Here is a 22,017-nt window from a genome sequence, read left to right as displayed (position 1 = left end):
CCCCCCGCCAGAGCGAAACTGGCGAGGGGAACAGACGTGCGGACGGCGCGGCTCGCACCGCGGAGAAAAGGTGCACGACCACGGGCGGGGGCATGCCGGGCGTGCTGCGCCAGTGTCGGCGCCGACGGGAGCGGGCGACAGGTACGAATGCACCAGCCGCCCTGGTGCATTCGTACCCTCTTCGTTTATTTGCGCCCGTTGCCGTTGCGCGGCTCCGGCGCGAATCCGCGTTCGCGTGCCCAGACGATGGCCTCGCCACGGCTGTGGACATCGAGCTTGGCGTAGATGGTCGCCACGTGGTTGCGCACGGTGTTCGGCGCCAGGCCCAGTTCCTTGGCGATCTCCTTGTCCGCCAGGCCCTGGCAGATGAGGTCGAACACCTCGCGCTCGCGCGCGGTCAGGTCGGCCAGTTCGGCGCCGGTGCCCGGCGCGTTGGCGCGGCGCACGTTGGCGAGCTTTTCGATCAGGGTGCGGCTGAACCAGGAAGCGTCCTGCATCACCGTCTCGATGGCGTGCACCAGCTCCATCTCGGTGCGCCGCCGGTCGCTGATGTCCAGCAAGGCCACCAGCACGCAGTCCTGCTCGTTGAGGCTCACCGCCTCGGCCGAGACCAGGCAGTCCAGGCCGTTGCGATCCTTGTGCTGCAGGCGCAGCTGGACGTTGCGCACGCTGCCGCTCTGCGCCAGCAGCTCGCCCAGGCGCTCGGCGCCGCCGTCCTGCCACAGCCCGCAGGCGACGGTGGACTCGCCGAGCAGTTCCTCGGCCTGGTAGCCGAAGGTTTCGCTGAAGGCCTGGTTGATATCCAGCGCCTGCAGGTCGTCGCCGCACAGCACCAGGCTCGGCACCGGTGCCATGCGGAAGGCCTTGGCGAAGCGCTCCTCGCTCTTGCGCAAGGCCTCCTCGGCCCTCTTCCGCGGTTCGAGATCGGTGAAAGTGAAGAGCATGCAGGCCTCCTCGCCGACCTCTATCGGCTGCCCGGCGACCACCACGCACTTGCGTCCGCCCTCCGCCACCCGCAGGCTCGCCTCCATCTGCGGGATGGTCTCGCCGGCGCCCAGGCGCTCCACCGCCAGTTCGCGGCGCTCGGCCTGGTCGAGTACGTCCAGCTCGTACACCGAACGGCCGATCACCTGGTCGCGGGCATAGCCGGTCATTTCCAGGAAGCCGACATTGACCTTCACGTAGCGGTAGTCGCTGAGCCGGCAGATCACCGCCGGCGCCGGATTGGCATTGAAGGTCTTCTCGAAGCGCTGCTCGGCGCTGGCCCACTCGGTGGCGTCATGGAGGATCAGCACCAGGCAGTCGGGCTTGTCCTCGGGGGTGGTCAGCACCAACCCGCGCACGCGGTGCACCCAGCGGGTGTCCTCGTCGGCGGCGGGAAACACTTCCACCACCACGTCGCTGAAGCACTCGCCAGCCACCAGGCGCTCGGCCGGGTACTGGCCCTCCTGCAGCGGATGATTGTTGCGGTAGCGCAGGCGAAAGCGCTCGCGATACTCGCCGGTATCGGCGCCCAGGCCTTGCAGCGAATCGACGCCGTGCATCGCCAGGGCCGCCTCGTTGGCCCAGAGGATGCGCTGGTCCGGCTCGATCAGGATCACCCCTTCGGTAAGGCCGGCGATGATCTGCTGCAACTGGCGGCGGTCGGTCTGGGTACGCAGTACCTGGTCGTTCATGCTGTTCCTCTTGGATGGAGCGATTTTCCGGGGGCAGCAAGGATGCCCGCCCGCCCTGACCGCGCACGCGTGACGATTGCACTAGCGGTGCTAGTGCATTTGCATCGCGAAACGATAGCGGAGGCACCCCTACCCTGGCGATACAGGAAGCAATGTCCGGGCGGGAAGCCCAGACGCCGCGCCGGCCGGGAGGCTACGCCGCCCCTCGGTCCCGAGGTCGTCGACGCATCCACCCGACTCGCCCTGCACGAGAAGAAAGCCCCATCCCCTTGCATGAGCGATGCGATGAGCAAGAACAAGCACCCCGATCTCGGCGAGATCCAGCGCAGCCTGAACCAGGCGCTGGAAGGCTACGACTGCCAGTGCCGGATGCACTACGACGGCACCGTCAGTATCAATGTCGCCGCCCGAGAGCACGACGAAACCTTCACCTTCGTCGGCATCCAGCCCGGCGAGCTGGACAACCCCACCCGCCTGCACCTGTTCGCCGAAAGCCTGCGTCGCGACCTGGCACTACTGGAGCCCTGGTTGGGAAAGCACGCAGCCTAGAATAAAAAAAGCGCCCCACAGGACCAAAACGACGTCCGGAGGCGCATGCGAGGACAGAGGAATCTTTCTGGCGATCAGGCCCGGCGTGCGATCTCCGCCGGCCGATGCGCCAGGTAATCGAGCAACAGGAACAGCACCGGCGCCACCTCGCGGCAATGCGCGACACCCTGGCGGATCCTCCCGGCGCTCTGCACCGCCCCTTCCCGTTGCAGGTCCTGCGGGCAGGCATCGAGCAGCGCCTCGATGCTCTCCGCGGTGCTTTCCAGGTGACATTGCAGGCCGATAGCCTGCTCGTTCCAGATGAAGCCCTGGTTGGCGCAGGCAGCCGAACCATAGAGCGGCACGCTGCCGGCTGGCAGGTCGAAGGTCTCGCCGTGCCAGTGGAACGCCATCAGCCGTTCCGGCAGGCGCTCGCCCAGCGGCGAGCCCAGCGCCTGGCTGTACCTGTGCAGCGGCCACCAGCCGATCTCCGCCTGGCGTCCCGGGCGTACCGCAGCCCCCAGCGCCTGGGCCAGCAGCTGCGCGCCGAGGCAGATGCCGAGGACCTTCTTGCCGGCATCCAGCGCCGCGCGGATCAAACGCTTCTCCGCCACCAGCCAGGGATATTGCGCTTCGTCGTGGACGCTCATCGGCCCGCCCATCACCACCAGCAGGTCGAAGCTGTCCAGCGCAGGCAGGTGGGCGTCGGCGTAGAGGTAGCAGACGTGCTCGTGCTCGCTGTGGCGGCCGATCCAGTCGCCGATCCGCGCGCTGCCTTCGAAGGGAACGTGTTGCAATACCAGGGCGCGCATCAGGCCACCTCCTCGTGTCGGTTGGCGACCCGGGCCAGGGCCCGCTCCAGTCGCCGCAGCATTTCATCGACGTTGGCCCGGCTCACCGTCAGCGCCGGGGAAAAACGCAGGCAATGCGGCTGCGGCGCGTTGATCAGCAGGCCTTCGCCGAACGCCGCGCGAACCACCGCCGGCGCGCGCTGGCCGATCAGCGGCAGCCCCCAGAACAGTCCCTGGCCGCGCAGCGGACCATGCCCATAGCGACGCGCGACACGGGCCAGGCCATCGCGCAGGTGAGTGCCCTGCTCGCGCACCTGCTCCAGGAAACCCGGCTCCAGCACGGTATTCAGTACCGCCAGCCCGGCAGCGGTCATCAACGCGTTGCCATGGTGGGTGCCAAGCTGGTCGCCCGGTTCGAAGCAACAGGCGTTGCCACGCGCCAGCAGCGCCGACAGCGGCACCCCGGCGCCGAGGCCCTTGCCGAGGGTAACGATGTCGGCGCGTACCCCGTACAGTTCCTCCGCCAGCAGCGCGCCGCAGCGGCCGATGCCGGTCTGCACCTCGTCGAGGATCAACAGGACGCCACGCTGCCGGCACAGCCGCTCGATGCCACGCAGGTAGTCGAGGGTCGCCGGGATCACCCCGGCATCGCCCTGCACCGGCTCCAGCATCACCGCCACCGTCTCTTCGTCGATGGCCGCGGCCATGGCGTCGAGGTCGTTGAACGGCACCCTGGCGAATCCCTCCAGGCCATGCTGCGCCGGCTTGCCACAAGCCGTCAGGGTGCCCGGGGTGCGTCCATGGATGCTGTTGACGGTGCTGACGATCCGTTGCGCGCCGCCGCGATGCAGGCGGCCCCACTTGCGCGCCAGGGCGATGGCCGCTTCGTTGGCCTCGGCGCCGCTGGTGAGGAAGTAGGCCTGGTCGCTGCCGGTCGCCAGGCACAGGCGCTGCGCCAATGCCAGCACCGGCCGGTTGAGCAGGCCGGGGCCGGCGCTGACCAGTTCCCGCGCCTGCCGGGCCAGGGCCTGGACCAGCACGCTGGGACTGTGGCCGAGGCAGTTCACCGCCAGGCCCTGGGTGAAGTCGAGGAAGGCGCGTCCGTCGCTGTCCCACAGCCACGAGCCCTGGCCACGGACGAACACCTGCGCGGGCCGTTCCTGGGTGCGCATCAGGCGCAGGCTATCCAGCGCATCAGCCATCTTTCAGTTCCTCGGTCATGTACTCCACCGCCAGCAGGCGCACGCCCTGTGGCCCCTGCTCCAGCAGCCGACGCTTTTCCCGGCGCGTTTCGAAGCGCAGTTCGAAGCCGTCGCCGGCGGGGAAGCGCTGGCGCATCAGCTCGCGCACCTCGGCAAAGCGCGCGGCGCTCACCGTCATGCTGGCCAACAGCCGGCCGGACTGGCTCAAGGTGATCAGGTAGTCGCTCAAGAGGCATGCTCCCGGTAATCCGACGGCCCGTGCAGGCGCGGCCCCCAGTCTTCCACCACGCCGCTGGACAGGCGTTTCGCCGCTGTCTTGCGCCAACGCTGGGATAGCGCGTCGCAGGCCATCATCTGGCGCAACCCGAGAGGCTCCAGGGGATCGCCGAAATACCACTGCAACAGGCGGGCGACGGTCAGTTCAGGGTAATGCCGCTGGACCAGCTTCAGCTGGTCCCCGGGAGTCACCATGCCGCTGCGCAGGACCCGATAGAACCAGCCGCAGCGGCCGCCGCTCTGCAATTCGTCGGGCAGCTCGGGAAGATTCCAGCGCTGGCCCTGGCGATAGCAGGGCGAACGCGGCTGGCTGACTTCCAGCAGGGCATCGCCCCAATGGAACTGGTCGCCGATGCAGACCTCGGCTTCGGTGATGCCGTAGGTCGAGATGTTCTCGCCGAACGCCGGCAGTTGCCAGCGGTTCAGCGGGTGGCGCTTGCGCCAGTAGCGGTAGTGCTCGGCGGGATAGTGATGAAGAGCGCGCTCGAGGCCGCCGTGGTGGCGGATGTCGGCCTGTTCGTCGCCGGGCAGGCCATCGTGGCCCAGCCAGAACTCCTGCTCGACCGGCAGCTTGTCGATCGCGCTGACCAATCCGCCCCAGGTTTCTTCGACTTTACCTATGAAAACACCGTTTACGACTATCTGCTCCATTGCTCCGCGACCACCCGATGTACCGCCAATGCAGCTAGACTAGTGCCTCACGCGGGACCCACTCCATTTCGATTTTCCAGTTTTATCGATAAGAACAGCTTATGGATTTTCGCCAACTCCGCTATTTCGTCGCGCTCTACGAGGAAGGCCACGTCGGCCGCGCCGCCGAACGCCTGGCCCTGTCGCAACCGGCCCTCTCGCAGCAGATCCGCCAGTTGGAGCAGAACCTCGACGTCTCGCTGTTCCAGCGCAGCGGCAAGCGCCTGCTGCCGACCGTCGCCGCCCACACCCTGTACAACCATGCGGTACCGCTGCTGGAGGGATTGGAAAGGGCCCGCGAGGCGATGCGCGTATTCCGCGGGCAGACCCCGCGCAGCCTGGCGATCGGCGTACTGCAGACGGTCAACGCCAGCCTGGTGCCGTACATGGTCGAACGCCTGCACGCCGCGCAGCCGCACCTGCGGGTGCAGATCTACGAACTGTCGGGAATCGACATCGAGCGGCGCCTGCTCACCGGCAACCTGGATATCGGCATCGGCTTCCTGCCGCCGCGCCAGCCGGGCTTGCACAGCGTCGAGCTGTACGAGGACGAATTGCAGCTGGTGATCCCCGAGGAACACCCGTTGAAGGAGTTCAGAAAGGTGTCCCTGGCCCAGGCCGCGGAGTTGCCGATGCTGCTGCTCGGCGAAGAGTTCCGCGCGCGCCAGATCTGGCAGGAGCAACTCGCCGCGATCGGCCGGCGGCCGCGGGTGCAGGCGGAACTGAACCACATGAGCGGGATTCTCGACAGCCTGCCGCAGACCCGCTTCGCCACCGTTCTACCGGGCAAGGCACGGCAGATGCACTCGAACCAGCGGCTGCTGTGGAAACCGCTCAGCGAACCGCGCATCCCGCTGAAGGTCGGCCTGGTCTACCGCGACGCGCAACGCCAGCACGCCAGCGTCGAGCTGCTGCGCTCGCTGCTGGAAGGCGTGGTCTGAGCGACGCGGTTTTCCTCGGGCAATAAAAAACCCCGCCTTTTGGGCGGGGTTTTGCAGACCTCTATCCTGACATCCGTGCTACGCCACCATCCATGGTGGATTCCCTGAGTTTCCGTATTGTCTTTGGCGCTTCCTGCGCAATGTCCTGACGGTTTGAAGATTACGCATCTCTGCGAGGGGGAGAAAGCAGCCAAAACCACCGCCGTTTGTAAGCCTTGGCTTACACGCTGTAATAGTTCCGCTCGCCGGACCGACGGCAACACCCAGCCGCCGGGAGCTTGCCGTGCGTCAAGATGATCTGCGCCGGGCCCGCTACAGTGGCCAGTCCCCTCATCATCGCGAGCCTTCCCAGCATGGAATTCCAGCGCGTCCACCAGCAGTTGCTGCAAAGCCACCACCTGTTCGAACCGCTTTCTCCCGTCCAGCTTCAGGAACTGCTCGCCAGCAGCGACCTGGTCAACCTCGACAAGGGCGCCTACGTGTTCCGCCAGGGCGAGCCGGCGCACGCCTTCTACTACCTGATTTCCGGCTGCGTGAAGATCTACCGGCTGACCCCGGAAGGCCAGGAGAAGATTCTCGAAGTGACCAACGAACGCAACACCTTCGCCGAGGCGATGATGTTCATGGACACCCCGAACTACGTGGCCACCGCCCAGGCCGTGGTGCCCAGCCAGCTGTTCCGTTTCTCCAACAAGGCCTACCTGCGCCAGTTGCAGGACAACACCCCGTTGGCCCTGGCCCTGCTGGCCAAGCTCAGCACCCGCCTGCACCAGCGCATCGACGAGATCGAGACGCTTTCCCTGAAGAACGCCACCCACCGCGTGGTGCGCTACCTGCTGACCCTCGCCGCCCACGCGCCGGGGGAGAACTGCCGGGTGGAAATCCCGGTGGCCAAGCAACTGGTGGCCGGTCACCTGTCGATCCAGCCGGAAACCTTCTCGCGGATCATGCACCGCCTCGGCGACGAGGGCATCATCCGCCTCGACGGCCGCGAAATCAGCATCCTCGACCGCGAACGCCTGGAGTGCTTCGAGTGAACAGCCCCGCCGCTTGATCGCGGTCAAGCGCGCCACGGCCCGTCCACCGGCAAGCTGGCGGGGTCGAGCCCGCGAGAACGCCCATGCGCCAATGCCTGTATTGCCTCCATGAAACCGAAGGCGCGGAAAGCGCCTGCGAACAGTGCGGCATGCCACTGCCCAGCGCTTCCCAGCGCCAGCTCCAGGGTCGCCGGCAGCGGCGCTTCGCCTGGTTCTGCGTCGGGCTGGCGCTGTTCTGCCTGGGCATGATGCTCTGGTTGCCGCGCGATGCTCCCTGAGGCATCTCAGCGGCGCAGGCGCCGATAGAGCTGGAGCAGGCGCTCGGGCAACTGCCCGGCGCGCTCGACCAGCGCGAAGCCGTCGGCGCCGAACAGGTAGGGCAGGTAGTCCGCCGCCTCCTTGTCGATGGTGATGCAGAACGGCACCAGTCCCTGGCTGCGCGCCTCGATCACCGCCTGGCGGGTGTCCTCGATGCCGTAGCGGCCCTCGTAGCGGTCCAGGTCGTTGGGCTTGCCGTCGCTCAACAGCAACAGCAGGCGACGCTTCTGCGGCTGCCCGCCGAGCACCTGGCTGGCCCGGCGGATCGCCGCGCCCATCCGCGTGTAGTAGCCCGGCGAGAGCGCCAGCACGCGACCGCGGACCTCGCCGCCGTAGCCTTCGTCGAAGTCCTTCAGCACCTGCCAGCGCACCTGCTGCCGGCGCACCGAGGAAAACCCGTACAGCGCGAAGGGGTCGCCCAGTGCCTGCAACGCCTCGCCGAACAGCAGCAGGCTGTCGACGATGCTGTCGATCACTCGCCGCTGGTCGTCGAGGTAGGCTTCGGTGGACATCGACAGGTCCGCCAGCAACAGGCAGGCGAGGTCGCGCCGGCGCGGCCGCTGTTCGAGGAACAGGCCTGGCTGGGTGGAACCGCCGCGCCGCCGCTCGACCTGGAAGTCGAGCCAGGCATCGAGGTCGATCTCGTCGCCTTGCGGCTGCTGGCGCAGGCGTTGGCGGCCGTCGCGCAGGCAGGCGAACTGGCGGCGCAGATGCAGCGCGGTCTTCTCCAGGTGCGCCGGCAGGCTGGCGCTGGTCGCGCCGCGCGGCCGCATCGGTTGCAGCAGCACGTGGTCGCTCAGCAGGCGCTGCTGCCGATAGTCCCACTCGGGCAGCTTCAGCCCGGGGCCGAGCGGCAGGTCATCGTAGTCGGCGGCCGGCAGGTCGAGATCCAGGCGCAGGCCGCCGCCCTTCTGCGTGCGCTGGCGCGACAGCGACAGGTAGTCGAGGTCTTCGGCGACGCGCGCGCCGTCCGGGTCGTCCTCGTCGTCGCTACAGCGGTCCAGGGCCAGGTGCTCCGACCAACTGAGCAGGCTTTCCAGGCGGAACAGCAGCAGGTTGCGCTCGCTGTCGCGCTCCTCGACGCGCTCGGCGCGCTTGCGCGCTCCGCTGCGGGCGACCTGGCGCTTGCCGGCGCCGGCGGCCGCTTCCTCGCCGTCCTCCGCGCTGGCGGAAGGCGTCCAGCGCTCGCCGGGATACAGCCACAGCGGCACCGGCCAGGGCGCCCGCTCGACTCGCGGGAAGCGCTCGACGCTGCCCGGCTCGGCAAGCGCGCGGCGCAGGGCGATTTCCAGTTCGGCGTCTGCCGCCGGGCAATCGTCCAGCGACGGGCGCTGGCGCAGATGCGCGGCGACCAGCCGGGCGTAGCGCGGGCGCAGCGCCGGATAGGCGTCGAGCAACTGCCGCGCCCAGCGCTGGTTGTCCTGGGCCCAGTGCCGCAGCGGCCCGGCGCTGGCCGCCAGCAGCGCCAGCCAGCGATACAGTTCACGGTTCAGCTCGGCCTGCGGATAGACCGCGAGGGATTCCGGCAGGCGCAGGCTGTCGCCGTTGAACCAGGACACCGGGGCCTGCTCGCAGGTCCCGGCGACCCGCTGCAACCAGGTGCGGCGTAGCAGCAGGCGGCGCGCCGGGGTCGCCTCGAGGGCTACCCCCGGTGCGCCGCCGAGCGCCCGGAAGAGCATGCCGAGCGGACGCCGCATGCTCTCCAGGGTCACCCGCGCCGCCTCGAACTCGCCGCTGGCATGGCGGGTGATGAAGCGGTGCCAGTGGGCGCCGACCCATTCCTCCAGCTCGACGGCGAAGGCCATCTCAGGCGGCCGCCTTGCCGCGCCGGAAGCTCAGCAGGTAGGCGACCAGGCCGATGAGGAACACCACCCCGGCGCCTTCGCGCAGCCAGTAGAAGATCGCCAGCTGGTCCTGGGTGGCCATGAAGGTCATCGCCGCGCCGTCCGCCGGCATCCGTTGCAGCCAGACCTGCAGCACCCCGGCCGCGGAGAGGAACAGGGTGATGAACACCATCGCCACGGTCATCAGCCAGAAGCCCCACATCTCCAGGACCTGCGAGCGGTTGTCCATCGCCTCGCCGATCCCGCGCAGGCGCGGCATGGCGTAGGAGATGATGGTCATCACGATCATCGCGTAGGCGCCATAGAAGGCCATGTGGCCGTGGGCGGCGGTGAGCTGGGTGCCGTGGGTGTAGTAGTTGACCGGCGCCAGGGTATGCATGAAGCCCCACACTCCCGCGCCGAGGAAGGCCATCACCGTGGTGCCCATGGCCCACAGTGCGACCGCGCGGTTCGGATAGTCGCGGCGGCGGCGGTTGATGGTGTTGAAGGCGAACAGCACCATGGCGAAGAACGGCAGCGGCTCCAGCGCCGAGAATACCGAGCCGAGCCACAGCCAGTAGCCGGGCACGCCGATCCAGAAGTAGTGGTGGCCGGTGCCGATGATGCCGCTGATCAGCGCCATGGCGATGATCACGTAGAGCCACTTCTCGATCACCTCGCGGTCGACCCCGGTGATCTTCACCAGCACGAAGGCGAGGATCGCACCCATGATCAGTTCCCACACGCCTTCCACCCACAGGTGCACCACCCACCACCAGTAGAACTTGTCGCGGGTGAGGTTTTCCGGGTTGTAGAAGGAGAACAGGAACAGCAGGGCGAGGCCGATCAGGCCGGTCATCAGGACCATGCTGATGGCGGTCTTGCGCCCGCGCAGCACGGTCATGCCGACGTTGAACAGGAAGCCCAGGGCGACGATCACGATGCCCGCCTTGCTGATGGTCGGCTGTTCGAGGAACTCGCGGCCCATGGTCGGCCACAGTTCGTTGCCGGTGAGCCTGGCCAGGCCGGCGTAGGGCACCAGCAGGTAGCCGAGGATGGTCAGCACGCCGGCGGCGGCGAATACCCAGAACAGGATCCAGGCCAGCTTCGGGCTGTACAGCTCGCAGTCGCTCTCCTCCGGCACCAGGTAGTAGGCAGCGCCCATGAAGCCGAACAGCAGCCAGACGATCAGCAGGTTGGTGTGCACCATGCGCGCGACGTTGAAGGGGATCGCCGGGAACAGGAAGTCGCCGACCACGTACTGCAGGCCCATGATCAGGCCGAACAGGATCTGCCCGACGAAGAGGATCAGGGCGAACACGAAGTAGGGTTTGGCGACCGCCTGCGAGGCGAATTTCAGGGAGCCATTGGGCGACATCATCAACCCTCCTTGTTCGGCGGCCATTGGTTGGTATCGATCTTCGAGCTCCACTTGAGGAACTCGGCCAGGTCGTCGACCTGCCCTTCGCTGAGATGGAACTGCGGCATGGCGCGGCGGCCCGGCACGTTCAGTGGCTGGATCTTCATCCAGGCCTGGAGGAAGGTGTTGAAGCCCTCCTCGCCGCCACGGCGTCCGACCACGTTGCCCAGCTCCGGCGCGAAGTAGGCACCCTCGCCGAGCAGGGTGTGGCAGCCGACGCAGTTGTTCTGTTCCCAGACCAGCTTGCCGCGCACCACCGCGGCGCTCATCGCGGCCTCGTTGGTGCGCTCGGGCAGGGTCTTCTCGGTGTGGTAGGTCAGGGCCAGGAACAGCAGGATGAAGAACACACTCCCGCCGAAATAGATGTTCCTGGCCATGCCTTTGGTAAAGGTCTCGGACATGCGGCCTCCTGGAATGGGTGGTGCGGCGATTCTAGGAAGCGGCGGCGGCGAACCCGCTTGATGGCAATCAAGATTCCCGAACGATTTACTCAGTTATTCATCCGCGCCAGGTACAGCGCAGCGCCCACCGCCAGGGCCATCAGCAGCGGCCAGGCCAGCAGCAGGCGGCGCCATAGCGCCGGGGCATGGGCCAGCTCCATGAAGCGCTCGCCGATCAGCCAGCCCTTGGCCACCGCGCAGGCCAGCACCGCCGCCAACAGCCAGGGAGAGTCGCCGGCGCCGCCCAGCAGCACACCGGTCACGGCCAGCGCCAGCAACGCCAGCCAGCAGAGGGTCAGGGTTCGCATCGGCACCTCATTGCAGGACGTAGACCAGCGGGAACAGCAGCACCCAGACCAGGTCGACCATGTGCCAGTAGAGCACTCCCGACTCCAGTCCCGAGCAAGCCTGCGGCGTATAACACCGGCGCCAGCAGGCCTGCGCCAGCCAGCCGAGGATCAGCAGGCCGAGCAGGACGTGGAGGAAATGGAAGCCGGTCAGGCACCAGTAGAGGGTGAAGAAAGTGTCGTGCTCGATGTCCAGGCCGAGATCGGCGAGCCGCCCGTACTCGTGCAGCTTCAGGCCGACGTAGACCAGCGCCAGCAGCAGCGCCGCCAGCAACCAGCCGCTCGCCTGGCGCGGCCGTCCGCGGCGCACCGCATGCACCGCCAGCGCGGCGAGCCAGCCGGAGCTGAGCAGGGCCACGGTCAGCAACAGGCCCCAGCGGCTATCCAGTTGCTCCCGGCCGGCACGGAACAGCTCCGGCTGCCAGGCCTGGGCGCCGGCGAACGCCAGCAGCAGCAGGCTGAACACGCTGAGTTCGGCGAGGATGAAGAACCACATCGCCAGGTCGCCGGGCAGGCGCCGCTCGACGGTATCAGGCGACATGGAGATCGACGATGTCCATCAGCGCCGCCACCGTCGCCGGGTCGTCCGAGAGCGGTTCGGCCAGCGCCACCCGGCACGCCTCGCGCGGGTCCATGCCGTCGCCGATGAGGCGCGCGGCGAAGATCAGCAGGCGGGTCGAGGCGACTTCCTCCAGGTCGTGCTGCTCCAGCCGCCGCAGCGCCTGGCCCAACTGCACCAGGCGCTGCGCCAGGGCCTCGGCACAACCGCTCTCGCCGACCAGGATGCGTGCCTCCTGCTGCGCCGCCGGGTAGTCGAAGCGCAACGCGACGAAACGCTGCCGGGTGCTGGGCTTCAGGCCCTTGAGCAGGTTCTGGTAGCCGGGGTTGTAGGACACCACCAGCATGAACGAAGGCGGCGCCTGCAACGTCTCGCCGGTGCGCTCCAGGTACAGCTCGCGGCGGTCGTCGGCCAGCGGGTGGATGGCGACCGTGGTGTCCTGGCGCGCCTCCACCACTTCGTCCAGGTAGCAGATGCCGCCTTCGCGCACCGCGCGGGTCAGCGGGCCGTCCTGCCACCAGGTGCCGTCGGCGCCGATCAGATGGCGGCCGAGCAGGTCGGCGGCGCCCAGGTCGTCGTGGCAGGCGACGCTGTACAGCGGCAGTTCCAGGCGCCGCGCCATGTACTGGACGAAGCGGGTCTTGCCGCAACCGGTGGGGCCCTTGAGCAATACCGGCAGGCCGTGCCGCCAGGCGCGCTCGAAGACTTCGATCTCATGGCCGGTGGCCTCGTAGAAGGGTGTCGCGTCCCGCATGTCCTACTCCTGCGCTAGGGATTAGGACCGCACGCTATTCACAGTTGGAAGGTGCCACAAGCGCAAAGCAACGCAATCTTGATTCCGGTCAAGCAAGGGTAAAGACCCTGCTTTCTATGATCCTTTCGCGCCATGAATTCCCGGGAGTTCCCGACGCAGCCACCCCCAAAACACTGCTAAGGGAGCGCCTCGCAGGGCTCCTGAGGAGATAGACCATGCCATTTGGCAAGCCACTGGTGGGCACCTTGCTCGCCTCGCTGACGCTGCTGGGCCTGGCCACCGCTCACGCCAAGGACGACATGAAAGCCGCCGAGCAATACCAGGGTGCCGCTTCCGCCGTCGATCCCGCTCACGTGGTGCGCACCAACGGTGCCCCCGACATGAGTGAAAGCGAGTTCAACGAGGCCAAGCAGATCTACTTCCAACGCTGCGCCGGTTGCCACGGCGTCCTGCGCAAGGGCGCCACCGGCAAGCCGCTGACCCCGGACATCACCCAGCAACGCGGCCAGCAATACCTGGAAGCGCTGATCACCTACGGCACCCCGCTGGGCATGCCGAACTGGGGCAGCTCCGGCGAGCTGAGCAAGGACCAGATCACCCTGATGGCCAAGTACATCCAGCACACCCCGCCGCAACCGCCGGAGTGGGGCATGCCGGAGATGCGCGAATCGTGGAAGGTGCTGGTGAAGCCGGAGGACCGGCCGAAGAAACAGCTCAACGACCTCGACCTGCCCAACCTGTTCTCGGTGACCCTGCGCGACGCCGGGCAGATCGCCCTGGTCGACGGCGACAGCAAGAAGATCGTCAAGGTCATCGATACCGGCTATGCCGTGCATATCTCGCGGATGTCCGCTTCCGGCCGCTATCTGCTGGTGATCGGCCGCGACGCGCGGATCGACATGATCGACCTGTGGGCCAAGGAGCCGACCAAGGTCGCCGAGATCAAGATCGGCATCGAGGCGCGCTCGGTGGAAAGCTCCAAGTTCAAGGGCTACGAGGACCGCTACACCATCGCCGGCGCCTACTGGCCGCCGCAGTTCGCGATCATGGACGGCGAGACCCTGGAGCCGAAGCAGATCGTCTCCACCCGCGGCATGACCGTAGACACCCAGACCTACCACCCGGAACCGCGCGTGGCGGCGATCATCGCCTCCCACGAGCACCCCGAGTTCATCGTCAACGTGAAGGAGACCGGCAAGGTCCTGCTGGTCAACTACAAGGATATCGACAACCTCACCGTCACCAGCATCGGTGCGGCGCCGTTCCTCCACGACGGCGGCTGGGACAGCAGCCACCGCTACTTCATGACCGCCGCCAACAACTCCAACAAGGTTGCCGTGATCGATTCCAAGGACCGTCGCCTGTCGGCCCTGGTCGACGTCGGCAAGACCCCGCACCCGGGGCGTGGCGCCAACTTCGTGCATCCCAAGTACGGCCCGGTGTGGAGCACCAGCCACCTGGGCGACGGCAGCATCTCGCTGATCGGCACCGATCCGAAGAACCATCCGCAGTACGCCTGGAAGAAAGTCGCCGAACTACAGGGCCAAGGCGGCGGCTCGCTGTTCATCAAGACCCATCCGAAGTCCTCGCACCTCTACGTCGACACCACCTTCAACCCCGACGCCAGGATCAGCCAGAGCGTCGCGGTGTTCGACCTGAAGAACCTCGACGCCAAGTACCAGGTGCTGCCGATCGCCGAATGGGCCGATCTCGGCGAAGGCGCCAAGCGGGTGGTGCAGCCCGAGTACAACAAGCGCGGCGATGAAGTCTGGTTTTCGGTGTGGAACGGCAAGAACGACAGCTCCGCGCTGGTGGTGGTGGACGACAAGACCCTGAAGCTCAAGGCCGTGGTCAAGGACCCGCGGCTGATCACCCCGACCGGCAAGTTCAACGTCTACAACACCCAGCACGACGTGTACTGAGACCCGCGTGCGGGGCACGCCCCGCACGCTCCCCCCTACGAGGAACCGTGATGAAACCGTACGCACTGCTTTCGCTGCTCGCCACCGGCACCCTGCTCGCCCAGGGCGCCTGGGCCGAAGACCCCGAAGTGCTGTTCAAGAACAAGGGCTGCGTGGCCTGCCATGCCATCGACACCAAGATGGTCGGCCCGGCCTACAAGGACGTCGCCGCCAAGTTCGCCGGCCAGGCCGGCGCCGAAGCGGAACTCGCGCAGCGGATCAAGAACGGCAGCCAGGGCGTCTGGGGCCCGATCCCGATGCCGCCGAACGCGGTCAGCGACGACGAGGCGCAGACCCTGGCGAAGTGGGTCCTGTCGCAGAAATGAACGCCCCTCCGGACTTCCGGCGCGCCGCCAGCCACGCCTTGTGGCTGGCCCTCGCGCTGACGTTCGCCTGTCCTCTTCCGGGCCTGGCCGACGAGCATCCCGATGCCCGTCGCCAGGCCCAGTTGCGTCACCTGCTGTTGCAGGACTGCGGCTCCTGCCACGGCCTGCGCCTGACCGGCGGCCTCGGCCCGGCGCTGACCCCCGAGGCCCTGCGCGGCAAGCCGCGCGAATCGCTGGTCGCCACCGTGCTCATGGGCCGTCCGCAAACCCCGATGCCCCCCTGGGCCGGCCTGCTCAGCGAAGACGACGCCGGCTGGCTGGTGGACCGCCTGATCGAAGGAGAGATCGCCCCATGAACCTGCGTCCCCTCGCGCCGCTTTTCCTCGCCCTGCTCGCCGGCTGTAGCCAGCAGCCGCCCTTGCGCGGCAGCGGCGACCTCGGCGTGCTGATCGAACGCGCCGACGGCAGCGTGCAGATCCTCGACGGCACGGCGAAGACCTCGCTGGCGCGGGTCGAAGGCCTCGGCGACCTGTCCCACGCCTCCCTGGTTTTCTCCCGCGACCAGCGCTACGCCTACGTATTCGGTCGCGACGGCGGCCTGACCAAGCTCGACCTGCTGGCCCAGCGCATCGACAAGCGCCTGATCCAGGGCGGCAACAGCATCGGCGGAGCGATCAGCCAGGACGGTCGGCTGGTCGCGGTATCCAACTACGAGCCGGGCGGGGTCAAGGTGTTCGACAGCCGCACCCTGGAGCTGGTCGCCGAGATTCCCGCCACCCGCCTCCCCGGCCAGGACAGGAACTCCCGGGTGGTCGGCCTGGTCGACGCGCCGGGGCAGCGTTTCGTGTTCAGCCTGTTCGACAGCGGCGAGATCTGGATCGCCGACTTCAGCCAGGGCGACACGCCGCACCTGACCCGCTTCCGCGATATCGGCAAGCAACCCTACGACGCCCTCATCAGCCCCGACGGGCGCTACTACATGGCCGGGCTGTTCGGCGAGGACGGCATGGCCCAGCTCGACCTCTGGCACCCGGAGCGCGGCGTCAGGCGCGTACTCGGCGACTACGGCCGCGGCCAACGCAAGCTGCCGGTGTACAAGATGCCGCACCTGGAGGGCTGGACCATCGCCAGCGACCAGGCCTTCGTCCCGGCGGTCGGCCATCACCAGGTGCTGGTGCTCGACGCGCGCGACTGGAAGCAGACCGACGCCATCGACGTCGCCGGCCAGCCGGTGTTCGTCATGACTCGACCGGACGACCGGCAGATCTGGGTCAACTTCGCCTACCCGGACAACGACAAGGTGCAGGTCATCGACAGCGAGACCCACGAAGTGATCGAAACCCTACGCCCTGGCCCCGGCGTACTGCACATGGAATTCAGCGGGCGCGGCGACCAGGTCTGGATCTCGGTGCGCGACGCCGACCAGTTGCAGGTCTGGGACCCGTACCGCCTGAAGCGCATCGGCAGCCTTCCGGCCCGCAGCCCGAGCGGCATCTTCTTCAGCCACCGCGCCCAGCACATCGGACTCTAGGAGGCACCATGGACGACCTCTCCCGCCGCCTCCTCGCCCGCTACCAGAAAGGCCTGCCGATCTGCGCGGAACCCTATCGGCGGATGGCCGAGACCCTGGGTTGCAGCGAAGCCGAGGTGCTCGAACGGCTGCGTCGCCTGGAAGCCGACGGCGCGTTGTCGCGGGTCGGCCCGGTGCTCCGCCACCAACGCGCCGGGGCCAGCACCCTGGCTGCCCTGGCGGTGCCCGAGGAGCGTCTGCAACGGGTCGCCGAGCGCATCAGCCAGTACGCCGAGGTCAACCACAACTACCAGCGCGAACACCGCTACAACCTGTGGTTCGTGCTCACCGCCGGCGACCGCGCGCAACTCGACCGGGTACTGGCGGAGATCGCCGCCGACACCGGCCTGCAACCCCTCGACCTGCCGATGCAGGAAGCCTACTGCATCGACCTCGCGTTTCCCCTGGAGGCCAGCCGATGAACCCCGTCGAACCCCTCTCCGCGCCGCAGCGGCAACACCTGCGCTACCTGCTGGAACAGGGCCTGCCGCTGGCCAGCCGGCCCTACCGGGTGCTCGCCGAACGCATCGGCGCCGGCGAAGACGAAGTGCTGGAACAGGTCCGCCGCTGGGACGAAGACGGCCTGTTCCGCCGCTTCGGAGTGATCCTCCACCACCGCGCCCTGGGCTATACCGCCAACGCCATGCTGGTGCTGGACGTCGCCGACGCGGAGGTCGACGCCGTCGGCCGCGCCCTCGCCCACGAAACGATCGTCTCGCTCTGTTACCGCCGCCCGCGTCGCCTGCCGATGTGGCCATACAACCTGTTTTGCATGATCCACGGCCGCGAGCGCGGCGAAGTGGAACGCCAGATCGAGGCCCTGCTGGAGCGCCACGCCCTGCGCCAGACACCGCACCGCTGGCTGTTCAGCCTGCGCGCCTACAAGCAGTGCGGCGGCCGCTACACCGCGCCGCCGGCCGACCTGGAGCGCCGCCATGGATGAGTTCGACCGGCGCCTGCTGAACCGCCTGCAACACGGCCTGCCGCTGGAGCCGCATCCCTACGCGCTGCTCGCCGCCGAGCTGGATTGCCGCGAGGAAGACATCCTGCGCCGCCTCGACGACCTGCTCGACGACGGCACCCTGACCCGCTTCGGTCCGCTGTTCGATATCGAGCCCCTCGGCGGTGCCTTCACCCTGGCCGCCATGAGCGTGCCGGAGGCGCGTTTCGAAGAGATCGCCGCGCTGCTCGCCGGCTGGCCGCAGGTCGCCCACAACTACCGTCGCGAGCACGCCCTGAACATGTGGCTGGTGGTCGCCTGCGACAGCCCGGCGGAGGTCGCCGAGACCCTTGCACGGCTGGAGCGCGAGAGCGGGCTGGCGGTACTCGACCTGCCCAAGGAGGCGACCTACCATGTCGGCCTGCATTTCCCCCTCTGACGCCCTGCTCGCCCGCCGCCTGATCGAACTGACCCAGGCCGGCCTGCCGCTGGTCGCCGACCCTTGGGCGTGGATCGCCGCGCAACTGCGGCTGAGCGAGGCGGAGACCCTGGCGCTGCTGAAGCGCCTGCGCGACGCCGGGGTGATCCGGCGCATCGCCGCGGTGCCCAATCACTATCGCCTTGGCTACCGGCACAACGGCATGACCGTCTGGGACGTCGCCGACGAACGCATCGAACGCCTCGGCCGGCTGGTAGGCGGGCTGTCCTTCGTCAGCCATTGCTACCGGCGCCCGCGCCATCTGCCGCAGTGGCGCTACAACCTGTTCGCCATGGTCCACGGCCGCAGCGAAGCGGAGATCGAAGGCTACCGCCAGCAGATCCGCCTGCTGCTCGGCGAGGACTGTCGCGCCGACGAGATGCTGGTGAGCAGCCGCATCCTGAAGAAGACCGGCCTGCGCCTGGCGCAGAAGGAGGAACGTCCATGCTGAGGATCAGCCATTACCTGCGCAGCCTCGCCGAGGACGCGCCGACGCCGCGCCGCGCCGGCGGCAGGCGCGCCCCGGTGGTGATCTGGAACCTGCTGCGGCGCTGCAACCTGACCTGCAAGCACTGTTACTCCACCTCCGCCGACAGCGACTTCCGTGGCGAGCTGGAGACCGCGGAAATCCTTCGCGGCATCGACGACCTGCGCGCCGCCGGAGTGCGCGTGCTGATCCTCTCCGGCGGCGAACCGCTGATGCACCCGGACCTCTTCGAGATCGCCGCCCATGCGCGCCAGGCCGGGATGTTCGTGGCGCTGTCGAGCAACGGTACGCTGATCGACGAAGGCAACATCCAGCGCGTCGCCGAGGCCCGCTTCGACTACGTCGGCATCAGCCTCGACGGCCTGCGCGAGACCCACGACCGCTTCCGCCAGAAGCAGGGCAGCTTCGACGCCGCGCTGGCGGCCATGCGCCTGTGCCGCGAGGCGGATATCCGCGTCGGCATGCGCACCACCCTGACCGAGGAGAACGCCGCGCAACTACCGGCACTGCTCGACCTGATGCGCGAACTCGACGTGCAGAAGTTCTACCTCTCGCACCTCAACTACAGTGGCCGCGGCCGCCGCAGCCGCGCCCTCGACGCCCACCACCGGCGCACCCGCGAGGCCCTCGCGCTGCTCTTCGAACGGGCCGACGAGGACATCCGGCAGGGGCGCGACAGCGACTTCGTCACCGGCAACAACGACGCCGACGCGATCCTTCTCCTCGACTGGCTCAAGCGCCGCCGCCCGCAGCAACTGGCGCGTCTCTGCGAGCTGCTGCTGGACTGGGGCGGCAACGCCTCGGGCGAGGGCATCGCCAACATCGACAACACCGGCGAGGTGCATCCGGACAGCTACTGGTGGCACCACAGCGTCGGCAACATCCGCCATCAGCGCTTCGCCGACTTCTGGTTCGAGCGCCCCGACCCGCTGCTCCTGCAACTGCGCCAGCGCCCGCGACCGGTGGTCGGGCGCTGCAGCCAATGCCGCTGGCTGGACATCTGCAACGGCAACACCCGCACCCGCGCCTGGGCCGGCGGAGAACTCTGGGGCGAAGACCCCGGCTGCTACCTCAGCGATCAGGAAATCGGCCTCGAGCGCATCGCGCTGCACGCCGTCTAAGGAAAGCCTCATGAACACTACCGTGATTCCGCCGTCCCTCCTCGATGTCGATTTCCCTGCCGGCAGCGTCGCCCTGGTCGGCGCCGGCCCCGGCGATCCGGGCCTGCTCACCCTGCGCGCCTGGGCCCTGCTGCAACAGGCCGAGGTGGTGGTCTACGACCGCCTGGTCGCCCGCGAGCTGATCGCCCTTCTGCCGGAAAGCTGCCAGCGCATCTACGTCGGCAAGCGCTGCGGCCACCACAGCCTGCCGCAGGAAGAAATCAACGAGCAGCTGGTGCGCCTGGCCCGGCAGCAACGCCGGGTGGTCCGCCTGAAAGGCGGCGACCCGTTCATCTTCGGTCGCGGCGCCGAGGAGCTGGAGCGCCTGCTCGAGGCCGGCGTCGACTGCCAGGTGGTCCCCGGCGTCACCGCCGCCTCCGGTTGCAGTACCTACGCCGGCATCCCGCTGACCCACCGCGACCTCGCCCAGTCCTGCACCTTCGTCACCGGCCACCTGCAGAACGACGGCCGCCTCGACCTCGACTGGGCCGGCCTGGCGCGCGGCAAGCAGACCCTGGTGTTCTACATGGGCCTGGGCAACCTCGCCGAGATCGCCGCGCGCCTGGTCGAGCACGGCCTCGCCAGCGACACCCCGGCGGCGCTGGTCAGCCAGGGTACCCAGGCGGGCCAGCAGGTGACCCGCGGCGCCCTTTCCGAGCTGCCGGCGCTGGCGCGGCGCTACCAGTTGAAGCCGCCGACGCTGATCGTCGTCGGCCAGGTGGTGGCGCTCTTCGCCGAGCGCGCGATGGCGCATCCGTCATACCTGGGCGCCGGCTCGCCGGTCAGCCGCGAGGCCGTCGCATGCGCCTGATCGGCCTCGCCCTCGGCCTGCTCCTCGGCGCCCTCGCACAGGCCGGCGAAGCGCCGGGGGAAGCGCTCTACCGCCAGCACTGCCAGGCCTGCCACGGCGCCGGGCGGCTCGGCGGCAGCGGCCCGACCCTGCTCCCGGAAAGCCTTTCGCGGCTGAAGCCGGCGCAGGCCCGCGAGGTGATCCTGCACGGACGCCCGGCAACCCAGATGGCCGGCTTTGCCGGTCAATTGGACGCCGCCGCGGCGGACGCCCTGGTCGCCTATCTCTACCAGGCGCCGCCGCGCGAACCGCAGTGGAGCGCCGAGGACATCCGGGCCAGCCAGGTTCAGCCGCATCCCCTCGCCACCCTGCCGTCCAGGCCGCGCTTCGAGGCCGACCCACTGAACCTGTTCGTGGTTGTGGAATCCGGCGACCACCACGTGACCATCCTCGACGGCGATCGCTTCGAGCCCATCGCCCGCTTCCCATCGCGCTACGCCCTGCACGGTGGTCCGAAGTTCTCCCCGGACGGGCGCCTGGTGTACTTCGCCTCGCGCGACGGCTGGGTGACCCTCTACGACCTGTACAACCTGAAGGTGGTCGCCGAGGTCCGCGCCGGCCTCAACACGCGCAACCTGGCGGTCAGCGACGACGGGCGCTGGGTCCTGGTGGGCAACTACCTGCCCGGCAACCTGGTGCTGCTGGACGCCCGCGACCTGTCCCTGGTGCAGGTCATCCCGGCGGCCGACGCCCAGGGCCAGGCCTCGCGGGTCAGCGCGGTATACACGGCACCGCCGCGGCACAGCTTCGTGGTCGCCCTGAAGGACGTCCACGAGCTGTGGGAGCTGCCCTATGCCAACGGCAAGCCGGTCGCGCCGAAACGGTTGGCGGTGGCCGACTACCTCGACGACTTCTCCTTCAGCCCCGACTACCGCTACCTGCTGGGCAGCTCGCGGCAGGCCAGGGGCGGCGAGGTGATCGAGCTGGACAGCGGCGCGCGGGTCGCCTCGATCCCGCTGTCGGGCATGCCGCACCTCGGCTCGGGCATCTACTGGAAGCGCGACGGGCGCTGGGTGTTCGCCACGCCGAACATCAGCCGCGGGGTGATCTCGGTGATCGACCTGCAAAACTGGAAGCCGTTGAAGGAAATCGTCACCGACGGCCCCGGCTTCTTCATGCGCAGCCATGCCGACTCGCCCTACGCCTGGACCGATACCTTCCTTGGCAAGAAACACGACGAGATCCTGCTGATCGACAAGCAGACCCTGGAAATCGCCCATCGCCTGCGCCCCAGCCCGGGCAAGGTGGCCGGCCACGTCGAGTTCACCCGCGACGGCCGCTACGCCCTGCTCAGCGTCTGGGACCGCGACGGCGCGCTGGTGGTCTACGACGCGCACAGCCTGGAGGAAGTGAAGCGACTGCCGATGAACAAGCCGTCGGGCAAGTACAACGTCGGCAACAAGATCGGCTATGCGGAGGGAACCTCGCACTGAGGCTCGGGCG

Annotated in this window: 26 protein-coding genes; 15 read left to right on the top strand and 11 right to left on the bottom strand. The window is 68.2% G+C overall.

The features are described 5' to 3' along the window. Positions 1–185 precede the first annotated feature (185 nt). The gene (locus M6E97_RS27760; RefSeq protein ID WP_033938473.1) at positions 186–1,676 is read right to left on the bottom strand and encodes a helix-turn-helix transcriptional regulator; all 1,491 of its coding nucleotides are present in this window, start codon (positions 1,674–1,676) and stop codon (positions 186–188) included. 285 nt (positions 1,677–1,961) lie between these two features. Between M6E97_RS27760 and M6E97_RS27755 the strand changes: the two genes are divergently transcribed. Further along, a complete protein-coding gene (locus M6E97_RS27755; protein WP_003084903.1) occupies positions 1,962–2,225 on the top strand; it encodes a hypothetical protein in 264 nt (87 codons plus the stop codon). A gap of 74 nt (positions 2,226–2,299) precedes the next feature. On the opposite strand, the gene M6E97_RS27750 is transcribed toward M6E97_RS27755, so the two are convergent. From M6E97_RS27750 to M6E97_RS27735, 4 genes are read right to left on the bottom strand one after another with little or no spacing between them, the layout of a single operon-like run. After that, complete coding sequence (locus tag M6E97_RS27750; protein WP_033938472.1) at positions 2,300–3,016, bottom strand: type 1 glutamine amidotransferase; 717 nt, start codon at positions 3,014–3,016, stop codon at positions 2,300–2,302. Continuing rightward, positions 3,016–4,197: an aspartate aminotransferase family protein gene (locus M6E97_RS27745; protein ID WP_003084899.1), complete on the bottom strand. Its 1,182-nt coding sequence runs from the start codon at positions 4,195–4,197 to the stop codon at positions 3,016–3,018. The genes M6E97_RS27750 and M6E97_RS27745 overlap by 1 nt, the downstream gene beginning before the upstream one ends. Continuing rightward, complete coding sequence (locus M6E97_RS27740) at positions 4,190–4,426, bottom strand: hypothetical protein (RefSeq protein WP_003113233.1); 237 nt, start codon at positions 4,424–4,426, stop codon at positions 4,190–4,192. The genes M6E97_RS27745 and M6E97_RS27740 overlap by 8 nt, the downstream gene beginning before the upstream one ends. Beyond that, on the bottom strand, positions 4,423–5,124 hold the full coding sequence (locus tag M6E97_RS27735; protein WP_003129147.1) for an MOSC domain-containing protein: 702 nt from the start codon (positions 5,122–5,124) through the stop codon (positions 4,423–4,425). Before M6E97_RS27735 ends, M6E97_RS27740 begins: the two co-directional genes overlap by 4 nt. Before the next feature lie 101 nt (positions 5,125–5,225). On the opposite strand from M6E97_RS27735, the gene M6E97_RS27730 reads away from it, so the two are divergent. The 3 genes from M6E97_RS27730 (at position 5,226) to M6E97_RS27720 (ending at position 7,419) form a co-directional block, all read left to right on the top strand. Further along, positions 5,226–6,104, top strand: a complete 879-nt coding sequence (locus M6E97_RS27730; RefSeq protein ID WP_003084893.1) for a LysR family transcriptional regulator — start codon at positions 5,226–5,228, stop codon at positions 6,102–6,104. Positions 6,105–6,457: 353 nt separating this feature from the next. Beyond that, the gene (gene dnr, locus M6E97_RS27725; protein ID WP_003084891.1) at positions 6,458–7,141 is read left to right on the top strand and encodes a transcriptional regulator Dnr; all 684 of its coding nucleotides are present in this window, start codon (positions 6,458–6,460) and stop codon (positions 7,139–7,141) included. An 83-nt stretch (positions 7,142–7,224) separates the two neighbouring features. Continuing rightward, the gene (locus M6E97_RS27720) at positions 7,225–7,419 is read left to right on the top strand and encodes a hypothetical protein (RefSeq protein ID WP_003101553.1); all 195 of its coding nucleotides are present in this window, start codon (positions 7,225–7,227) and stop codon (positions 7,417–7,419) included. A 6-nt stretch (positions 7,420–7,425) separates the two neighbouring features. Here the strand turns inward: M6E97_RS27720 and M6E97_RS27715 are convergent, their stop codons facing one another. From M6E97_RS27715 to nirQ, 6 genes are all read right to left on the bottom strand, one after another. Further along, on the bottom strand, positions 7,426–9,264 hold the full coding sequence (locus M6E97_RS27715) for a nitric oxide reductase activation protein NorD (RefSeq protein WP_003117939.1): 1,839 nt from the start codon (positions 9,262–9,264) through the stop codon (positions 7,426–7,428). Between the two features lies 1 nt (position 9,265). Then, a complete protein-coding gene (norB, locus tag M6E97_RS27710; RefSeq protein ID WP_003084883.1) occupies positions 9,266–10,663 on the bottom strand; it encodes a nitric-oxide reductase subunit NorB in 1,398 nt (465 codons plus the stop codon). Beyond that, on the bottom strand, positions 10,663–11,103 hold the full coding sequence (norC, locus tag M6E97_RS27705) for a nitric oxide reductase subunit NorC (protein ID WP_003084881.1): 441 nt from the start codon (positions 11,101–11,103) through the stop codon (positions 10,663–10,665). Before norC ends, norB begins: the two co-directional genes overlap by 1 nt. 89 nt (positions 11,104–11,192) lie before the next feature. Next, entirely contained in the window at positions 11,193–11,450 is a 258-nt protein-coding gene (locus tag M6E97_RS27700; RefSeq protein WP_003113239.1) for a cytochrome C oxidase subunit IV family protein, read from the bottom strand. Between the two features lie 7 nt (positions 11,451–11,457). Then, entirely contained in the window at positions 11,458–11,985 is a 528-nt protein-coding gene (locus M6E97_RS27695; RefSeq protein WP_003118864.1) for a cytochrome c oxidase subunit 3, read from the bottom strand. Positions 11,986–12,019: 34 nt separating this feature from the next. Further along, positions 12,020–12,802, bottom strand: coding sequence for a transcriptional regulator NirQ (nirQ, locus tag M6E97_RS27690; RefSeq protein ID WP_003084875.1), 783 nt, complete (start codon positions 12,800–12,802; stop codon positions 12,020–12,022). 215 nt (positions 12,803–13,017) lie between these two features. On the opposite strand from nirQ, the gene nirS reads away from it, so the two are divergent. Genes nirS through nirN form a run of 11 tightly spaced genes read left to right on the top strand, consistent with a single transcriptional unit; the run spans position 13,018 to position 22,007 of the window. After that, positions 13,018–14,724, top strand: coding sequence for a nitrite reductase (gene nirS, locus M6E97_RS27685; RefSeq protein WP_021263084.1), 1,707 nt, complete (start codon positions 13,018–13,020; stop codon positions 14,722–14,724). Positions 14,725–14,774: 50 nt separating this feature from the next. After that, the gene (gene nirM / locus M6E97_RS27680; RefSeq protein WP_003084872.1) at positions 14,775–15,089 is read left to right on the top strand and encodes a cytochrome C-551; all 315 of its coding nucleotides are present in this window, start codon (positions 14,775–14,777) and stop codon (positions 15,087–15,089) included. Continuing rightward, positions 15,086–15,445: a cytochrome c55X gene (gene nirC / locus M6E97_RS27675; RefSeq protein WP_003084870.1), complete on the top strand. Its 360-nt coding sequence runs from the start codon at positions 15,086–15,088 to the stop codon at positions 15,443–15,445. Before nirM ends, nirC begins: the two co-directional genes overlap by 4 nt. Next, positions 15,442–16,620 carry a heme d1 biosynthesis protein NirF gene (gene nirF, locus M6E97_RS27670; RefSeq protein WP_003084866.1) on the top strand — a complete coding sequence of 393 codons (1,179 nt, stop codon included), beginning with the start codon at positions 15,442–15,444 and terminating at the stop codon, positions 16,618–16,620. The genes nirC and nirF overlap by 4 nt, the downstream gene beginning before the upstream one ends. Before the next feature lie 8 nt (positions 16,621–16,628). Beyond that, complete coding sequence (locus tag M6E97_RS27665; RefSeq protein WP_003084864.1) at positions 16,629–17,081, top strand: AsnC family transcriptional regulator; 453 nt, start codon at positions 16,629–16,631, stop codon at positions 17,079–17,081. Continuing rightward, entirely contained in the window at positions 17,078–17,602 is a 525-nt protein-coding gene (locus tag M6E97_RS27660; RefSeq protein WP_034005233.1) for an Lrp/AsnC family transcriptional regulator, read from the top strand. Before M6E97_RS27665 ends, M6E97_RS27660 begins: the two co-directional genes overlap by 4 nt. Beyond that, on the top strand, positions 17,595–18,038 hold the full coding sequence (locus M6E97_RS27655; protein ID WP_003084860.1) for an Lrp/AsnC family transcriptional regulator: 444 nt from the start codon (positions 17,595–17,597) through the stop codon (positions 18,036–18,038). Before M6E97_RS27660 ends, M6E97_RS27655 begins: the two co-directional genes overlap by 8 nt. After that, positions 18,013–18,528, top strand: a complete 516-nt coding sequence (locus tag M6E97_RS27650) for an Lrp/AsnC family transcriptional regulator (protein WP_003084858.1) — start codon at positions 18,013–18,015, stop codon at positions 18,526–18,528. Before M6E97_RS27655 ends, M6E97_RS27650 begins: the two co-directional genes overlap by 26 nt. Continuing rightward, positions 18,522–19,685: a heme d1 biosynthesis radical SAM protein NirJ gene (gene nirJ / locus M6E97_RS27645; protein ID WP_003106109.1), complete on the top strand. Its 1,164-nt coding sequence runs from the start codon at positions 18,522–18,524 to the stop codon at positions 19,683–19,685. The genes M6E97_RS27650 and nirJ overlap by 7 nt, the downstream gene beginning before the upstream one ends. A 10-nt stretch (positions 19,686–19,695) precedes the next feature. Further along, the gene (gene cobA / locus M6E97_RS27640) at positions 19,696–20,535 is read left to right on the top strand and encodes a uroporphyrinogen-III C-methyltransferase (RefSeq protein WP_034005232.1); all 840 of its coding nucleotides are present in this window, start codon (positions 19,696–19,698) and stop codon (positions 20,533–20,535) included. Then, positions 20,526–22,007: a dihydro-heme d1 dehydrogenase gene (nirN, locus tag M6E97_RS27635; protein ID WP_033941623.1), complete on the top strand. Its 1,482-nt coding sequence runs from the start codon at positions 20,526–20,528 to the stop codon at positions 22,005–22,007. Before cobA ends, nirN begins: the two co-directional genes overlap by 10 nt. Positions 22,008–22,017: the final 10 nt, after the last annotated feature.

Origin of the sequence: Pseudomonas sp. B111, from assembly GCF_026428275.1 — a bacterium.
GTDB classification, from domain to species: Bacteria; Pseudomonadota; Gammaproteobacteria; order Pseudomonadales; family Pseudomonadaceae; genus Pseudomonas; species Pseudomonas aeruginosa.
The sequence above is the reverse complement of the archived record's forward strand: the minus strand, read 5'-3'. Positions and strand labels throughout refer to the sequence as shown.

Excerpts from the sequence above, each read along its gene's own strand:
- M6E97_RS27760 (WP_033938473.1), bottom strand. The coding sequence starts at position 1,676 with ATGAACGACCAGGTACTGCGTACCCAGACCGACCGCCGCCAGTTGCAG.
- M6E97_RS27755 (WP_003084903.1), top strand. The coding sequence starts at position 1,962 with ATGAGCAAGAACAAGCACCCCGATCTCGGCGAGATCCAGCGCAGCCTG.
- M6E97_RS27750 (WP_033938472.1), bottom strand. The coding sequence starts at position 3,016 with ATGCGCGCCCTGGTATTGCAACACGTTCCCTTCGAAGGCAGCGCGCGG.
- M6E97_RS27745 (WP_003084899.1), bottom strand. The coding sequence starts at position 4,197 with ATGGCTGATGCGCTGGATAGCCTGCGCCTGATGCGCACCCAGGAACGG.
- M6E97_RS27735 (WP_003129147.1), bottom strand. The coding sequence starts at position 5,124 with ATGGAGCAGATAGTCGTAAACGGTGTTTTCATAGGTAAAGTCGAAGAA.
- M6E97_RS27730 (WP_003084893.1), top strand. The coding sequence starts at position 5,226 with ATGGATTTTCGCCAACTCCGCTATTTCGTCGCGCTCTACGAGGAAGGC.
- dnr (WP_003084891.1), top strand. The coding sequence starts at position 6,458 with ATGGAATTCCAGCGCGTCCACCAGCAGTTGCTGCAAAGCCACCACCTG.
- M6E97_RS27720 (WP_003101553.1), top strand. The coding sequence starts at position 7,225 with ATGCGCCAATGCCTGTATTGCCTCCATGAAACCGAAGGCGCGGAAAGC.
- M6E97_RS27715 (WP_003117939.1), bottom strand. The coding sequence starts at position 9,264 with ATGGCCTTCGCCGTCGAGCTGGAGGAATGGGTCGGCGCCCACTGGCAC.
- norB (WP_003084883.1), bottom strand. The coding sequence starts at position 10,663 with ATGATGTCGCCCAATGGCTCCCTGAAATTCGCCTCGCAGGCGGTCGCC.
- norC (WP_003084881.1), bottom strand. The coding sequence starts at position 11,103 with ATGTCCGAGACCTTTACCAAAGGCATGGCCAGGAACATCTATTTCGGC.
- M6E97_RS27700 (WP_003113239.1), bottom strand. The coding sequence starts at position 11,450 with ATGCGAACCCTGACCCTCTGCTGGCTGGCGTTGCTGGCGCTGGCCGTG.
- M6E97_RS27695 (WP_003118864.1), bottom strand. The coding sequence starts at position 11,985 with ATGTGGTTCTTCATCCTCGCCGAACTCAGCGTGTTCAGCCTGCTGCTG.
- nirQ (WP_003084875.1), bottom strand. The coding sequence starts at position 12,802 with ATGCGGGACGCGACACCCTTCTACGAGGCCACCGGCCATGAGATCGAA.
- nirS (WP_021263084.1), top strand. The coding sequence starts at position 13,018 with ATGCCATTTGGCAAGCCACTGGTGGGCACCTTGCTCGCCTCGCTGACG.
- nirM (WP_003084872.1), top strand. The coding sequence starts at position 14,775 with ATGAAACCGTACGCACTGCTTTCGCTGCTCGCCACCGGCACCCTGCTC.
- nirC (WP_003084870.1), top strand. The coding sequence starts at position 15,086 with ATGAACGCCCCTCCGGACTTCCGGCGCGCCGCCAGCCACGCCTTGTGG.
- nirF (WP_003084866.1), top strand. The coding sequence starts at position 15,442 with ATGAACCTGCGTCCCCTCGCGCCGCTTTTCCTCGCCCTGCTCGCCGGC.
- M6E97_RS27665 (WP_003084864.1), top strand. The coding sequence starts at position 16,629 with ATGGACGACCTCTCCCGCCGCCTCCTCGCCCGCTACCAGAAAGGCCTG.
- M6E97_RS27660 (WP_034005233.1), top strand. The coding sequence starts at position 17,078 with ATGAACCCCGTCGAACCCCTCTCCGCGCCGCAGCGGCAACACCTGCGC.
- M6E97_RS27655 (WP_003084860.1), top strand. The coding sequence starts at position 17,595 with ATGGATGAGTTCGACCGGCGCCTGCTGAACCGCCTGCAACACGGCCTG.
- M6E97_RS27650 (WP_003084858.1), top strand. The coding sequence starts at position 18,013 with ATGTCGGCCTGCATTTCCCCCTCTGACGCCCTGCTCGCCCGCCGCCTG.
- nirJ (WP_003106109.1), top strand. The coding sequence starts at position 18,522 with ATGCTGAGGATCAGCCATTACCTGCGCAGCCTCGCCGAGGACGCGCCG.
- cobA (WP_034005232.1), top strand. The coding sequence starts at position 19,696 with ATGAACACTACCGTGATTCCGCCGTCCCTCCTCGATGTCGATTTCCCT.
- nirN (WP_033941623.1), top strand. The coding sequence starts at position 20,526 with ATGCGCCTGATCGGCCTCGCCCTCGGCCTGCTCCTCGGCGCCCTCGCA.